Raw genomic sequence first — 12,815 nt, 5'->3', positions numbered from 1 at the left:
GTTGTGCACGTAGAACAGCCCACACACGCGAAAGAGCCGGCCACCCACGTGGGGTGACCGGCTCTTGGTTGGTGCTGGTCCGACGCTGAGTCAGCGCCAGGTCGTCACTTGGCGGGGACGACGTTCAGCTTCAGCTTCGCCTCGACCTCGGGGTGCAGCTTGACGCTGACCTCGTGGTTGCCGACGTTGCGGATCGGCTGCGCGACCTGCACGGTGCGGCGGTCGATCTCGCCGGCGCCGGCGGCCTTGACGGCCTCGGCGATCTCGGCGGTGGTGACGGCACCGAAGAGGCGGCCGGACTCGCCGGCACGCACCGACACGGACACGACGGACGCCTCGAGGTTGCCCTTGAGGGACTGCGCGTGCTCCAGCGACTGCACCGCACGGGTGGCCCGCGCCTTGGTGATCGCGTCGACCTGCTTCTGGCCACCCTTGGTCCACGGCGTCGCCAGCTTGCGCGGCAGGAGGAAGTTGCGGGCGTAGCCGTCCTTGACCTCGACCACGTCACCGGGCGCGCCGAGACCGGCGACCTCGTGAGTCAGAATGATCTTCATAGTTGTTACTTCTTTCAGCGAGCCGACGAGGAGTAGGGCAGCAGGGCCATCTCGCGGGCGTTCTTGACCGCAGTGGCGATGAGGCGCTGCTCCTGGACGGAGACGCCGGTGACCCGACGGGCGCGGATCTTGCCACGGTCGCTGATGAACTTACGCAGCAGCGCGACGTCCTTGTAGTCGATCGACTCAACCTTCGCCTGCTTCAGCGGGTTGGCCTTCTTCTTGGGCTTGCGAATGACGGGCTTAGCCATCGTGGTGCTCTCCTTCGTTGTCGAGAGCCCGAGTCAGGACTCGGGATGGGGTTGTTCTGTGTTGTATGTCGAGGTGCGTGGTCTCGATACGTAGCTCGCCTAGCGGCTCGTTCCTACTCGACCGACGTTCCTCTAGAAAGGGGGCTCGTCGTATGACGGGCCGGTGCTCCAGCCGCCGGACTGCGGAGCCTGCTGCCCCCCGCCCTGCTGGCCGCCGGGGCTACCCTGGCCACCGCCGGTCGCCCACGGGTCGGACTGCTGTCCGCCACCGAAGCCGCCCTGCTGACCACCCTGGCCGCCCTGCTGACCACCGAAGCCGCCACCCTGCTGGCCGCCGCCGAAACCGCCCTGGCCACCGCCGCGCTGGGTCTTGTTGACCTTCGCGGTTGCGTAGCGCAGCGACGGGCCGACCTCGTCGACCTCCAGCTCCATGGTGGAACGCTTCTGACCGGTCTCCTTGTCCTCCCACGAGCGGGACTTCAAGCGACCGGAGACGATCACGCGTGCGCCACGGGTGAGCGTCTCGGCGACGTTCTCCGCCGCCTCGCGCCACACGGAGCAACGCATGAAGAGCGTCTCGCCGTCCTTCCACTCATTGGTCTGCCGATCCATGTAGCGCGGCGTCGACGCAACGGTGAAGTTGGCGACGGCTGCCCCGGACGGCGTGAACCGCAGCTCCGGGTCCTGGGTCAGGTTGCCGATGACTGTGATGGGCGTGTCGCCTGCGGCCATGTCTGAGCTCCCTTGGGGTTGGTTGCGAGTCTCAGGCGTCCACGCGCAGCAGCTTGGTGCGCATGATCTGCTCGTTGAGCGACAGCTGACGGTCGAGCTCCTTGGCGGTAGCCGACTCGGCGGTCAGGGTCACAACGGCGTAGATGCCTTCGGACTTCTTCTTGATGTCGTAGGCAAGACGACGACGGCCCCAGATGTCGGTGCCGTCGATCTTGCCGCCTTCGGCGGTCACGACCTTGAGCAACTTGTCCAGCGTGGGCTGGACAACGCGCTCGTCGAGCTCGGGGTCGATGATCATCATCAGTTCGTACTGACGCATGCGTTAACCCACCTCCTTCGGTCTCAAGCGGTCACGGTCTCTCCGTGACAGGAGGGTTGCAGCGTGGCCCGCACCCCCGGTCGTCACCGCTTCCGGTGCTCCCGATGAGTATGCCGTGCGCCACCGACAGGCAGCAGCCGACAACAGGCCGTGGGCGAGTTTATCGGTCAAGCGGCGTCGGGCGTTAATCGAGGCGCCGGGGCCGGGGGCTTCGGGGCGGCATACGGCTCGACGGGGTCCCTCGGGAGGTCTTCGGAGGACTCCCACGACGCCCACGCGATGCCGACGTAGGCGATCACCCGGATCAGCAGGAAGAAGGAGTATGCCGCGCCCGGCATCGCCTTGGCCTCGTTGCTCGGCCCGGCGATGTACATCCACGTCATCACGAAGTAGACGATCTCGACGCCGGCCCACATCAGGTGCTCGCGCCACCGCAACGCGACCAGCCCCATCAGCGGCAGCACCCACATGCAGCTCTGGACCGACATCGACCTGCCGGTCAGCATCACGATCACCAGCATCGTCAGCGCCAGCGGCGCCAGCTGGGTGCGCACCGGCGGCCGGCCGGTCAGATAAAGGCCGAGCAGGAACGCCACGACCCAGCCCAGCACGGCGATGATCGACAGCGAGGCCGCCGGCAGCGACGCGTGCGCAACCGTCAGCAGGTATGCCGGTGCGCCATACCCCGCGTCCTGCTCCCACCAGCCGCGGTAGGGCTCCAGCGGGTCGCCGCCCATCGCGTAGCCCAGGCCGAGGCACGCGACGATCGCGGCCGCGGCGCCGCCCAGGCAACGCACCAGCGGGCGGCGTGCGTCGTCGCGCAGGGCGATCAGCGTGATCGCGCCGAGGATGACCAGCGGGTAGGTGCGTGCCATCGTCGCGGCACCGAGGCAGATCCCGGCCGCGACCGGATGCTTGCGCGCCCACAGCGCCATACCGACGGTGGCCAGGGCGACGCCGAAGATGTCGAAGGAGACCAGCGCCGACGTGATCAGCACCGGACTGAGCGCGACGTGCGCCGCCAGCCACGGTGTGCCGCGCACCATCGACGCCGTCGCGACGGTGGTCAGCGCGATCAGCAGCACGATGACCACCGTGCCGATCGCGAAGTAGATCTGCTGCGTGGCCAGTGCGCTGCCGCTCGGCGTCAGCTGCTTGACCAGCCAGTCCAGGATCGCGGTCAGCACTGGCTGGGTGTGTCCGGCGCCGCCGGCCGACCACGGGGTGCCGCCCTTGGGTCCGCCGGACCCGACCGGCAGGTCGGAGTAGCACGCCCGCCACAACGCACCGGGTGATCCCCAGCCGTCGCGGACGCAGTGGTTCTTCTGCAGCACGCCGAGCGCGACCAGCACCGACGCGAGCGCGGAGAGCGTGGCGGCGGCATACGTCCAGCCGCGGCGGCCGATCGCCGCGAACCGGCCGACGGGTCCGCCGATGATCCCGGTCGCGAGAGCAGCAGGCTCCTCCCGGCGACTGGGCGCGGTCAGGCGTGTGGACGTGGGCACGAGCGCGAGCCTAACCCGCGATCCCTGGCCGCTGCCTGTATGGCGTCACGACCCGACGTCTCACGGAGTTGGCTGGGGCTCGCTCTGCCGTGGCTCGCCGCGGGCGGGCGGTGGCGTGTTGGGCAGCGTCGGGCGGGTCGGCGACGGGGTGGACGTCGGAGTCGGCGGCTCGCTCGTCGTGGTCGTGGTCGTCGTCGTGCTGGTCGGCGACGGCTCGCTCGTGGACGAGGTCGTCGAGCTGGTGCTGCTGGTCGAGGAAGACGTCGTCGAGCTGGTCGAGCTGCTGCTGGTGGACGACGGCGTCTCCGACGTGGACGTCGGCGCCTGCGTCTGGGTGGTGACCGGCGGCGGCGAGTAGGTGGTCGTCTGCTTGACGTGCTTGGTCTTCGGCAGCTTCGCGACCTTCTCGCCCTTGAGCGCGGCCTGCATGAAGTCCTTCCAGATCAGCGCAGGGGTGTCGCCGCCGTAGAAGTCCTCGTTGTGGGTCGCCTTGTCGAGGCCGACGGTGCCGTCCCCGGCATACATCCCGACCGAGGCGGTGAGCTGGTCGGGCGTGAACCCGGTGAACCATGCCGACTTGTAGAAGCTCGAGGTGCCGGTCTTGCCCGCCGCGGGCCGCTTCAGCTGGCCGGCGGTGCGGTGCGCGGTGCCGTCGGAGTCCTTCAGCGGACCGGTCATCCCGTTGACCAGGTTGGCGGCGATGTCCTTCGAGATCGCCTGCTTGGTGTCGACGTGCGCGTCGTAGCTGTAGTCACCGGCGACGCTGGTGACCTTCTTGATCAGGTAGGGGTCGGCCTTCTTACCCTCTGCGCTGATCGTGTTGAAGGAGTTGGCCACGTCGACGACGCTCGGGGCGGCGCTGCCGAGGATGTCCGTCGTGCTCGGCTGGTCCATGCCCGGAGCCGAGGCCGGTATGCCGAGCTGCTGCGCAGCGGCCAGTGTCTTGCCGGTGCCGAGCGCCTGGTTGAGCCGCACGAACGCCGTGTTCGACGACACCGCGAAGGCACGCTGCAGGGTGAGCATCCCGAACTGCTCGTGGCCGTCGTTGTAGATCTTCGTCGGCTTTCCACCGGGGCCCTTGTCCAGCAGGAGAGGTGACGATCCGCTGAACTTGGTCTCCATCGTCATACCGTCCTGCAGCGCCGCCGCCAGGCCGTAGGCCTTGAAGGTCGACCCGCCCTGCAGATGCGCGGCAGTGGCCGCGTTGACCGCGGACTTGGTGATGTCCTCGCCGCCATACATCGCCACGATCGCGCCGTCCGGCTTCTCGGCTATCAGCCCGGTGTGCAACGCCTCCAGTCGCGCGGTCTGGGTGGGGACGTTCTTGTGCACCGCCGCGACGGCGGCCTTCTGCGACTTCTTGTCGATCGTGGTCGTGATGCGCAGCCCGCCGCGGTCGATGTCCTCCGGCTTGAGCTTGAGCTTCTTCTCCAGCTCCTTGCGCACGTCGTCGACGATGTAGCCGCTCGGCCCGGAGACCTGCTGGGCGTGCGGGTCGTATTTCTTGAACTTCGGCATGTGCGCCTTGGCCCGCTGCGCCTTGGTCATCCAGCCCTCCTTGACCATGCCGTCCAGGACATAGGTCATCCGGGCGTTCGCGCGGTCCTCGGCCGCCTTGCCGTACTGCGGGTCGTAGAGGCCAGGGGCGTTGATGACCGACGCGAGGAACGCACCCTGGCTGGCGTCCAGCTTGTCGACGTCGACACCGAAATACGCCTGCGACGCTGCTTGTATGCCGTAGGCGCCGCGCCCGAAGTAGATGTTGTTGAGGTAGGCCTCCAGGATGTCGTCCTTGGACAACTTCCGGTCGACCTTCAGCGCGATCATGATCTCCTTGACCTTGCGCTTGACCGAGCGGTCCTGGGTCAGGAAGTTGTTCTTGACGTATTGCTGGGTGATGGTCGAGCCGCCCTGCTCCTGGCCACCGGACAGCGTGCTCCACATGGCACGCAGGGTGCCGCTGACCGAGACGCCGGAGTTCTTGTAGAAGTCGCGGTCCTCGGCGGAGAGGAATTCGTAGCGGACCTGTTTGGGGACCTTGTCCAGCTTGACGTCCTCACGGTTGACCGTGCTGAAGCGGCCCAGCTCGGTCTTGCCGTCGCTGTAGTAGACGATCGACACCTGCTTGCTGGAGTCGGCGTGCGCGGGTGGGATCGGGGTGCGCAGGTAGATGATCACCAGCGCGATGAGGCCGATCAGGCACAGGCCCGCCAGACCGAGCACGGTGCGCCAGAAGACCTTGTAGGCCAGGCCGTGCTCCTTCTTGCGGCGACGGCCTCCATTTCCACCGCGTTTCCCCCCACGGGTAGTGCCCCCGCGTGAGCCACCGCCGGCGGCCGCGCGTCCCGGCAGCCTGGCCGAGCGGGCACCGCCGGTGTGCCGGTCACCGTTCGGAGCAACCCCGTCCTGCTCATCTGTCACCGATGCAGGGTAACCGCCCGACCTTTCGATGCGGGAATGAAGCGGGTATGGCAAACGGTATGGCGAAGGCCGCGTCGACACCGTGCCGCTAGTGCGACGGCACTGCGACGCGCCATATTTCGACGATGTATCGAACCGATACATCGAATGCGCTATGATCGCCACCACACCCAGGACAGAACCAAGCTGTACGAGATCGAAGGAGGCCGCTCATGTCACGTCGGGGCGCCATACTCGAGCTCGCGATCCTGGGCCTGCTGCACGACCAGCCGTTGCACGGCTACGAGCTGCGCAAGCAGCTGTCCGGCGTGCTCGGCGCCTTCCGCGCGGTGTCCTTCGGCTCGCTCTACCCGGCTCTTCGCGGCCTGGTCGAGCGCGGCTGGATCACCGAGCGACCGGACGGCGACCAGCCGGACCGCGCAAGCGCCGGTCTCGGCGGCAAGCGCAGCAGGATCACCTATGAGCTGACCGCGGAGGGCAAGGAGCAGTTCCAGACGCTCATGGCCCAGACAGGGCCGGCGTCATGGGAGGACGAGAACTTCGACGTCCACTTCGCCTTCTTCGGCCGAGCCAGCAGTGATGTGCGGTTGCGCATCCTGGAGGGTCGCCGGAGTCGACTGGAGGAGCGCCTGGACGAGTCGCGGGAGCAGTCCCGCCAGCGTCGCGAGCGCACCGACAAATACACCGCCGAGTTGCACCGTCACGGCCTGGAGTCCACCGAACGCGAAGTTCGGTGGCTCAGTGAGCTGATCGAGACGGAGCGCTCGGCATACCGCACCACCAATCCCGGCACGGCGGCGTCAGCCGACCGGCCGGTCGACGGGGAGACACCGGAGGAAGCCTCCGACCCCAGCGAAATATCCGACAAGGAGTAGGAAATGGGATCCATTCGCGTCGCCATCGTGGGCGTCGGCAACTGCGCGAGCTCGCTCGTGCAGGGCGTTGAGTATTACAAGGACGCGTCGGCCGACACGACCGTCCCGGGTCTGATGCACGTGAAGTTCGGCGACTACCACGTCAACGACGTCGAGTTCGTCGCCGCGTTCGACGTCGACGCCAAGAAGGTCGGCTTCGACCTGTCCGAGGCGATCAACGCCAGCGAGAACAACACCATCAAGATCGCCGACGTCCCGCCGACCGGCGTGACCGTCCAGCGCGGCACCACCCTGGACGGCATCGGCAAGTACTACGCCCAGACGATCACCGAGGCCGACAGCGAGCCGGTCGACGTCGTCCAGGCGCTCAAGGACGCCAAGGTCGACGTGATGGTCTCCTACCTGCCGGTCGGCTCTGAGCAGGCCGACAAGTTCTACGCCCAGTGCGCCATCGACGCGGGCGTCGCGTTCGTCAACGCCCTGCCGGTATTCATCGCCTCCGACCCCGAGTGGGCCAAGAAGTTCGAGGACGCCGGTGTCCCGATCGTCGGTGACGACATCAAGAGCCAGGTCGGCGCGACCATCACCCACCGCGTCATGGCCCGCCTCTTCGAGGACCGCGGCGTCACGCTGGACCGCACCTACCAGCTCAACGTCGGCGGCAACATGGACTTCAAGAACATGCTCGAGCGCGAGCGCCTGGAGTCCAAGAAGGTCTCCAAGACCCAGGCCGTGACCTCCAACCTGTCCGGCCCGCTGGCCGGCATCAAGGACGGCCGCAACGTGCACATCGGTCCGTCGGACTACGTGCAGTGGCTCGACGACCGCAAGTGGGCCTACGTCCGCCTCGAGGGCCGCGCGTTCGGTGACGTCCCGCTGAACCTGGAGTACAAGCTCGAGGTCTGGGACTCCCCCAACTCCGCCGGCATCATCATCGACGCCATCCGCGCCGCGAAGATCGGCAAGGACCGCGGCATCGGCGGCCCGCTGCTGTCGGCCTCGTCCTACCTGATGAAGTCCCCGCCGGAGCAGCGCGAGGACAGCGAGGGTCGCGCCAAGCTCGAGGCGTTCATCGCCGGCGACGAAGCGCGCTGATTGCTGGTCGAGTAGCGGAGGAGCGAAGCGGGGGAGCGTATCGAGACCTGCTCTGACTCCTCGCAAGACTGAGGGCCAGGTTCACCGAGCGAGCTCGGGGACCTGGCCCTCAGTCATTCCCCCGGGTATGGCGGGAGCGGCCGGCTCGGTTCGAAGCGTCCCGCGTTGGGTTGCGGCTGGGTGCCGTCGAGGTCGGTGACGCCATACGCAATGGCGAGCTCGCCGACATCGACGACCTGGCCGCTGAAGCGTTGGACCTTCGGGTCGGTCGCGAGCGCGACCATCACGCGCGCGGCATACCGCGGTGTCTCGGTGTTGCCGGCCAACTCCTCGGCAGGCACTTTCGCCTCCATCAGCTCGGTGCGCATCCAGCCGGGAGCGACCGCGATCGCCGGAATCCCCTTGGGTTGCAGGTGATAACCGAGCGCATAGACCAGCCGGTTCTTGGCCGCCTTGCTCGACTCGTAGGGCAGCCAGGCCGGTGGCTCGGGCGTGTGCCAGGTCGAGGTGAGGATGAGTCCGCGGCCGGCCGGCGCCATCGCGAGTTTCAGCGTCAGCATCGACGTCACGAAGTCCGAGTAGGCGCCGCCGAGCAGCATCGCCCGGAACTGGTCCATCGGCTCGTCCCACACCTCCTCGCCGCCGGGCGCGTCGTGGTGGTCGTGACCGCCCCACGCGTTGTTGACGAGTATGTCGATCCGGCCGTGCCGTTCGACGATGTCCCGCACCAGGTCCTCGACCTGCACGGGGTCGGTGTGATCGCAGCGATGCCACTCACCCTTCCCGCCGTGCGCCTCCACCTCCTCGAGGGTCCGCTCCAGCGTGAGATCGGCGGGCTGCGGGTGGGTCGGTGCGTCGCGGGTGCTGCGGCCGGTGCAGACGACATACGCTCCGGCAGCGCCGAATTCGATCGCGCACGCCCGGCCGAGGCCACGCGATGCGCCGGCGATCAGCACGACCTGTCCGGCCAGTGATTCGGTATCCATCGTTCGACAGTGCCGCAGCGGTCCCGCGGGCGGCTTGATCGCGATTGCGCTGTTGCTGCTGCGGGTCCGGTTCCGGCAGAACGTGGGTGAGCAGCTGCCGGCGCTGCTAGTTTCGAAAGGTTCGTCACCGGGAGGGTGCGACGTCAGCAGATCGGAGCAGGCACAGTGAAGCGAACTCTCGTCGGCACGTCCCTCTCGTTGCTCACCGCGAGCACAATCTTCGCCGGAGCCTGCGCGCCGGCGCACGCGGCACCGAGCGACTCCTTCTATACCTACACGGGCAGCAAGCCGCTGGCGTCATACGAGCCGGGTGCGATCCTGAAGAGCCGCACGCTGCCCTACACGATCAACGGCGGCTCTGGGTCGGTCGTGCAACTGCTCTACCGCTCGACCGATGCACAGGGCGTGGCGAACGCCGCGGTCACAACCGTCTTCGAACCGGCGAATCCCAAGGCAGGAGCGGCAATTTCGTACGAGTCGGCATACGACTCGCTCGACCCCGAGGACGGTCCGTCACGGCTGGTTGCGGCCGGCAAGAGCTCCTACGAGATGACGCTGATCGGCATCTTCCTGCAGCAGGGTTACACCGTCATCGAGCCCGACTCGGAGGGCCCGACGGCCGACTTCGCGGCCGGGCCGGAGTACGGCACCGTGTCGCTGGATTCCATTCGGGCGGCGACACATTCGAAGGACACCGGCCTCAACGCCGACACCAAGATCGGGCTCGCCGGCTACTCCGGCGGCGCCATCGGCGCGAACTGGGCGTCCGTGCTCGCGCCGACCTACGCGCCGGACGTCAACAAGAATCTCGTGGGTGCCGCCGAAGGTGGCCTGCTCGTCGCGCCGGCGAGGAACCTGCGGTATGTCGACGGCAGCCAGAAGTGGGCGGGGATCACGCCGATGGCACTGATCGGCGTCGCTCGGGCCTACGGCATCGACTTCGATCGCTACCTGTCGCCATACGGCAAGAAGGTGATGAACGAGTTGCAGCACGCGATCATCGGTGACGTCACCGGGCACTATCCGGGGCTGACCTGGAAGCAGCTGGTCAAGCCGGAGTATGCGAACCCCGACTCGATCAAGGAGTTCGTCACTGCGGCCAACAAGCTCAACCTCGGCAGCCAGCCCACTCCGAACGTCCCGATGTCGATCGTGCAGGCGTCGGGCGCGGACGAGGAAGGCACCGTCGGCAACAAGCCCGGCATCGGCCCCGGCGACGGCGTGATGATCTCCGGCGACGTGCGGTCGCTGGCCCGGCAGTACTGCAAGACCAACAACGCCATCCAGTACCAGCAGATCGAGAACACCGGGCACACCGGCGCGGTGACCACCTGGGCGACCAGTGCCATCGGCTGGCTGGGCGCCCGATTCGCCGGAGCGGCGGCGCCGTCGAGCTGCGGGAGCATCAAGCCCGGCAACTCGCTCGCGCCGGAGAAGTACGTGCCGCCGAGCACGCCGCCGACTTCCCCGACATCGACACCGACATCGCCATCAACATCGCCGTCCAGCACGCCGTCGTCAACCGCATCAGCGTCTCCGTCGAGCACACCGATCTCGACCGGCCCGGTCGTCATCACCGACGGTGACACCGGTTCGCCCGGCAACGGCGCGGTCGGCACCGGCATCGCGGCTGCCGCGCTGCTGATCGGCGCCGGCGGTATGGGCGCGGGGTGGCGGCTGCGCCGGCGGCGCCGCTGAGTCGTTCAGTCGCCCCGCAACGCAGCGGCCACTCGCGCCGCTGCGGTCAGCACGTCCTCCTCGGTCGCCGGTGACTCGACCGTGTCAACCAGGTGGGCGGGTCCTTCGTGCGGTGACGTCGGCCACCACGGGATGAGCCAGACGTGGAAGTGCGGGTATGCCGCCATGGTCGACCACTGGTAGACGCGCTCGCAGCCGAGTGCAGTGCGCATCGCGGCGACGACGCTGCCGATCGCCGGAATGAACGTGATCGACTCACGGGTGTCGAATCCGGCCTGGTCGAGGACATGGCGGCGGGCTTCCAGGATCAGCGTGCCGGCCTTCGCCATACCCACGGGGGCGGCGCCGGCGCGCCAGATGCCGTCGTCGAGCAGCCAGCCGCCGGGTGGTGGGTCGATGCGTTCTTCGTCGTTGCAGAACCAGCAGTCCCGGTGCGATGAGTCGACGTGAGCGGGATACGTGATGGGTGTCGTGTTCATGCGGTCCAGCGTGGTCGTCACTCGAAACGCCCGCTTGATCGAAATAGCTGTCGTCACAGTCACGTCGGGCCGGTCGGGTCACCGCCGAACCAGTGCTTCGGGTCGCCATACCCGAGATCGGTGATGCCGTGGAAGCGCAACCGGTCGAGCGCGAGTAACCGGTGGTGCGCCGAGAAGGTGAGCACATGCGCGACCATCCCGGCATACGTGACGACCTGCGGTGGACTGGAGAAAGCGTCGACAAACGTTTCATCCCAACGGTGTTCGGCATCGACCGCCGCGACGGAGGTGACGAACTCCGGACCGACGCGAGCAATCCTGCGGCGCATCGAACTGCACGACTCGGCATCTTCGACGGTGAAGTCGTATTCGCGGTCGTTCATCGCCGCGAGCCACATCTCCATCTGCCCGATCAGCCGAGAAAGCAACCAGCGCAACGAATCCCCGTCGATGCCGTCGATCTGCATCGGCAGTTGCGCGTCGAGCTGCGCGTCGGTGAGGCGAGTGGCGCGGTCGACGAGTTCGCCGACCAGCCAGGCGTGATGCCGCACCGACTCCTGGGTCACGTCCAGCCCGGCGGCACCGGAGCGAGCGGGCAGCCGGAGACCGGCCGGCGGGTGGAAGTGCACCTCGTTGGGGCCGGGCAGCTGGAACCTAGTGGGTCGCTCACGCCAGCGCGACGGCGGCATCCCGTAGGCACGATCGAACGCGCGGGTGAACGCCGCGTTGGACGTGAAGCCCGCCTCCTGCGCGACGTCCACCAGCGTGCGATCGGTCCGGATCAGTCGGTATGCCGCTCGTTCCAACAGGATGCGACGCCGGAACACGGTCGGGGTCTCACCCGAGATCGCCGACACCATCCGCTCGAAATGGAAGCGGGAGTAGTGCAGTTCGGCCGCGAGCTCGGTGGGCGGCGCGGTCAGGGACTCCGGGTCCGCCGCCAGCAGCGCGACGAGTTGCTCGAACGCGTCGCCATCGGACACGACTCACCTCCGTCGTCTGCCCCCGGACTTCCGGCAGCTCAGAGTGAGCCTAGCGAGGTATGCCGCTCAGGCCTTGGCCGCGAAAGTCGGCAGGTAGGCGTTGGCGTGACCTTCGGCGGTCGGGTGGTAGGACTTCTCGAGGTCCAGGAAGTTCACCGAGTGCAGCCAGCGGTTGCTGTCACAGATCTCGTGCCCGTCGAACGCGCCGCGGACGTCGGCGAAGCTGAAGCCGGCCTTCTCCGCGGCCGTCTTGGTGATCGAGTCGAGCAGGTCGATGCCGCCGTTGATCGCGATCCGTGACTCCTGCGCGATGCCGGTGCAGTTGTTGGCCAGGTCGTAGAAGTCCGGGTAGCCGAGGACGACCACGTGAGCGTTGGGCGCCTTCGACTTGATTGCGCTGTAGACGTTCGCCAGCTTGCCGGGCAGGTTGGCGGTCGCGTTGGCCTTCGCAGCGTTGATCTCGCTGACGCAGGTCGAGCTTCCCTTGAGGATGCAGTCCTGCATGATGCTGCTGAAGCCGACGTCGTTGCCGCCGATCGTGATGCTGATCAGGGTCGTGCTGCTGGACAGCGCACCGAGCTGATTTGCAAGGACATCAGTGGTTTTCGCGCCCGAGCACGCGACCGAGGTGTATGATGTCGGGTTGTGCTGCTGGGCCCAGAGCGCCGAATACGAGTTGCTGCTGCGGTGGCACGATCCGCTGCTGTCGATGTAGTCGCCGGCGCCCACGCCCGAGGAATAGGAATCGCCCATCGCGGCATAGTTCACGCCTCCGGCCGCGTTCGCCGACAACGCCGGCACGAAGGAGAAGGCCAACGCCGTGGCGCCGACGCCGAGCTTGAGGGTGAGTGACCTGCGGGACATGGAGGCTCCTAACGGGGTGCGGCACTGTCTGCCACCTCCGGATAGTGGCCCGG

General features: G+C 67.4%; 13 protein-coding genes. 3 read left to right on the top strand and 10 right to left on the bottom strand.

The annotated features are described in order from the left end of the window. Nucleotides 1–104 precede the first annotated feature (104 nt). The 6 genes from rplI to ACSZL9_RS16465 form a co-directional block, all read right to left on the bottom strand. Nucleotides 105–554, bottom strand: coding sequence for a 50S ribosomal protein L9 (gene rplI, locus ACSZL9_RS16490; RefSeq protein ID WP_446666603.1), 450 nt, complete (start codon nucleotides 552–554; stop codon nucleotides 105–107). A 14-nt stretch (nucleotides 555–568) separates the two neighbouring features. Then, nucleotides 569–805: a 30S ribosomal protein S18 gene (gene rpsR, locus ACSZL9_RS16485; RefSeq protein WP_446666602.1), complete on the bottom strand. Its 237-nt coding sequence runs from the start codon at nucleotides 803–805 to the stop codon at nucleotides 569–571. Between the two features lie 132 nt (nucleotides 806–937). Then, a complete protein-coding gene (locus ACSZL9_RS16480) occupies nucleotides 938–1,537 on the bottom strand; it encodes a single-stranded DNA-binding protein (RefSeq protein ID WP_446666601.1) in 600 nt (199 codons plus the stop codon). A 31-nt stretch (nucleotides 1,538–1,568) separates the two neighbouring features. Beyond that, nucleotides 1,569–1,856: a 30S ribosomal protein S6 gene (rpsF, locus tag ACSZL9_RS16475; protein ID WP_446666600.1), complete on the bottom strand. Its 288-nt coding sequence runs from the start codon at nucleotides 1,854–1,856 to the stop codon at nucleotides 1,569–1,571. A 167-nt stretch (nucleotides 1,857–2,023) separates the two neighbouring features. Continuing rightward, nucleotides 2,024–3,361 (bottom strand): hypothetical protein, encoded by a 1,338-nt coding sequence (locus ACSZL9_RS16470; RefSeq protein WP_446666599.1) that lies wholly within the window; start codon nucleotides 3,359–3,361, stop codon nucleotides 2,024–2,026. A gap of 60 nt (nucleotides 3,362–3,421) precedes the next feature. Continuing rightward, complete coding sequence (locus tag ACSZL9_RS16465; RefSeq protein ID WP_446666598.1) at nucleotides 3,422–5,782, bottom strand: transglycosylase domain-containing protein; 2,361 nt, start codon at nucleotides 5,780–5,782, stop codon at nucleotides 3,422–3,424. A gap of 212 nt (nucleotides 5,783–5,994) precedes the next feature. Here ACSZL9_RS16465 and ACSZL9_RS16460 point away from each other — a divergent pair, with 212 nt between their 5' ends. Then, nucleotides 5,995–6,657 carry a PadR family transcriptional regulator gene (locus tag ACSZL9_RS16460; protein WP_446666597.1) on the top strand — a complete coding sequence of 221 codons (663 nt, stop codon included), beginning with the start codon at nucleotides 5,995–5,997 and terminating at the stop codon, nucleotides 6,655–6,657. A 3-nt stretch (nucleotides 6,658–6,660) separates the two neighbouring features. Next, entirely contained in the window at nucleotides 6,661–7,752 is a 1,092-nt protein-coding gene (locus tag ACSZL9_RS16455) for an inositol-3-phosphate synthase (protein WP_446666596.1), read from the top strand. Between the two features lie 113 nt (nucleotides 7,753–7,865). On the opposite strand, the gene ACSZL9_RS16450 is transcribed toward ACSZL9_RS16455, so the two are convergent. Then, entirely contained in the window at nucleotides 7,866–8,738 is an 873-nt protein-coding gene (locus ACSZL9_RS16450) for an SDR family NAD(P)-dependent oxidoreductase (protein ID WP_446666595.1), read from the bottom strand. A 165-nt stretch (nucleotides 8,739–8,903) separates the two neighbouring features. Here ACSZL9_RS16450 and ACSZL9_RS16445 point away from each other — a divergent pair, with 165 nt between their 5' ends. Next, the gene (locus ACSZL9_RS16445) at nucleotides 8,904–10,436 is read left to right on the top strand and encodes a lipase family protein (protein WP_446666594.1); all 1,533 of its coding nucleotides are present in this window, start codon (nucleotides 8,904–8,906) and stop codon (nucleotides 10,434–10,436) included. Between the two features lie 5 nt (nucleotides 10,437–10,441). Here ACSZL9_RS16445 and ACSZL9_RS16440 read toward each other — a convergent pair whose 3' ends face one another. From ACSZL9_RS16440 to ACSZL9_RS16430, 3 genes are all read right to left on the bottom strand, one after another. Beyond that, nucleotides 10,442–10,915 (bottom strand): hypothetical protein, encoded by a 474-nt coding sequence (locus ACSZL9_RS16440; protein WP_446666593.1) that lies wholly within the window; start codon nucleotides 10,913–10,915, stop codon nucleotides 10,442–10,444. A gap of 59 nt (nucleotides 10,916–10,974) precedes the next feature. Beyond that, nucleotides 10,975–11,898: a helix-turn-helix domain-containing protein gene (locus tag ACSZL9_RS16435; protein ID WP_446666592.1), complete on the bottom strand. Its 924-nt coding sequence runs from the start codon at nucleotides 11,896–11,898 to the stop codon at nucleotides 10,975–10,977. 66 nt (nucleotides 11,899–11,964) lie between these two features. Next, entirely contained in the window at nucleotides 11,965–12,762 is a 798-nt protein-coding gene (locus tag ACSZL9_RS16430) for an SGNH/GDSL hydrolase family protein (RefSeq protein ID WP_446666591.1), read from the bottom strand. Nucleotides 12,763–12,815 lie beyond the last annotated feature (53 nt).

Source organism: Flexivirga sp. B27, from assembly GCF_052905685.1.
Note: the sequence above shows the minus strand (reverse complement) of the source record. Positions and strands in the feature narration are given on the sequence as shown.

Coding starts and splice junctions, on each gene's coding strand:
- rplI (WP_446666603.1), bottom strand. CDS start 554: ATGAAGATCATTCTGACTCACGAGGTCGCCGGTCTCGGCGCGCCCGGT.
- rpsR (WP_446666602.1), bottom strand. CDS start 805: ATGGCTAAGCCCGTCATTCGCAAGCCCAAGAAGAAGGCCAACCCGCTG.
- ACSZL9_RS16480 (WP_446666601.1), bottom strand. CDS start 1,537: ATGGCCGCAGGCGACACGCCCATCACAGTCATCGGCAACCTGACCCAG.
- rpsF (WP_446666600.1), bottom strand. CDS start 1,856: ATGCGTCAGTACGAACTGATGATGATCATCGACCCCGAGCTCGACGAG.
- ACSZL9_RS16460 (WP_446666597.1), top strand. CDS start 5,995: ATGTCACGTCGGGGCGCCATACTCGAGCTCGCGATCCTGGGCCTGCTG.
- ACSZL9_RS16455 (WP_446666596.1), top strand. CDS start 6,661: ATGGGATCCATTCGCGTCGCCATCGTGGGCGTCGGCAACTGCGCGAGC.
- ACSZL9_RS16450 (WP_446666595.1), bottom strand. CDS start 8,738: ATGGATACCGAATCACTGGCCGGACAGGTCGTGCTGATCGCCGGCGCA.
- ACSZL9_RS16440 (WP_446666593.1), bottom strand. CDS start 10,915: ATGAACACGACACCCATCACGTATCCCGCTCACGTCGACTCATCGCAC.
- ACSZL9_RS16430 (WP_446666591.1), bottom strand. CDS start 12,762: ATGTCCCGCAGGTCACTCACCCTCAAGCTCGGCGTCGGCGCCACGGCG.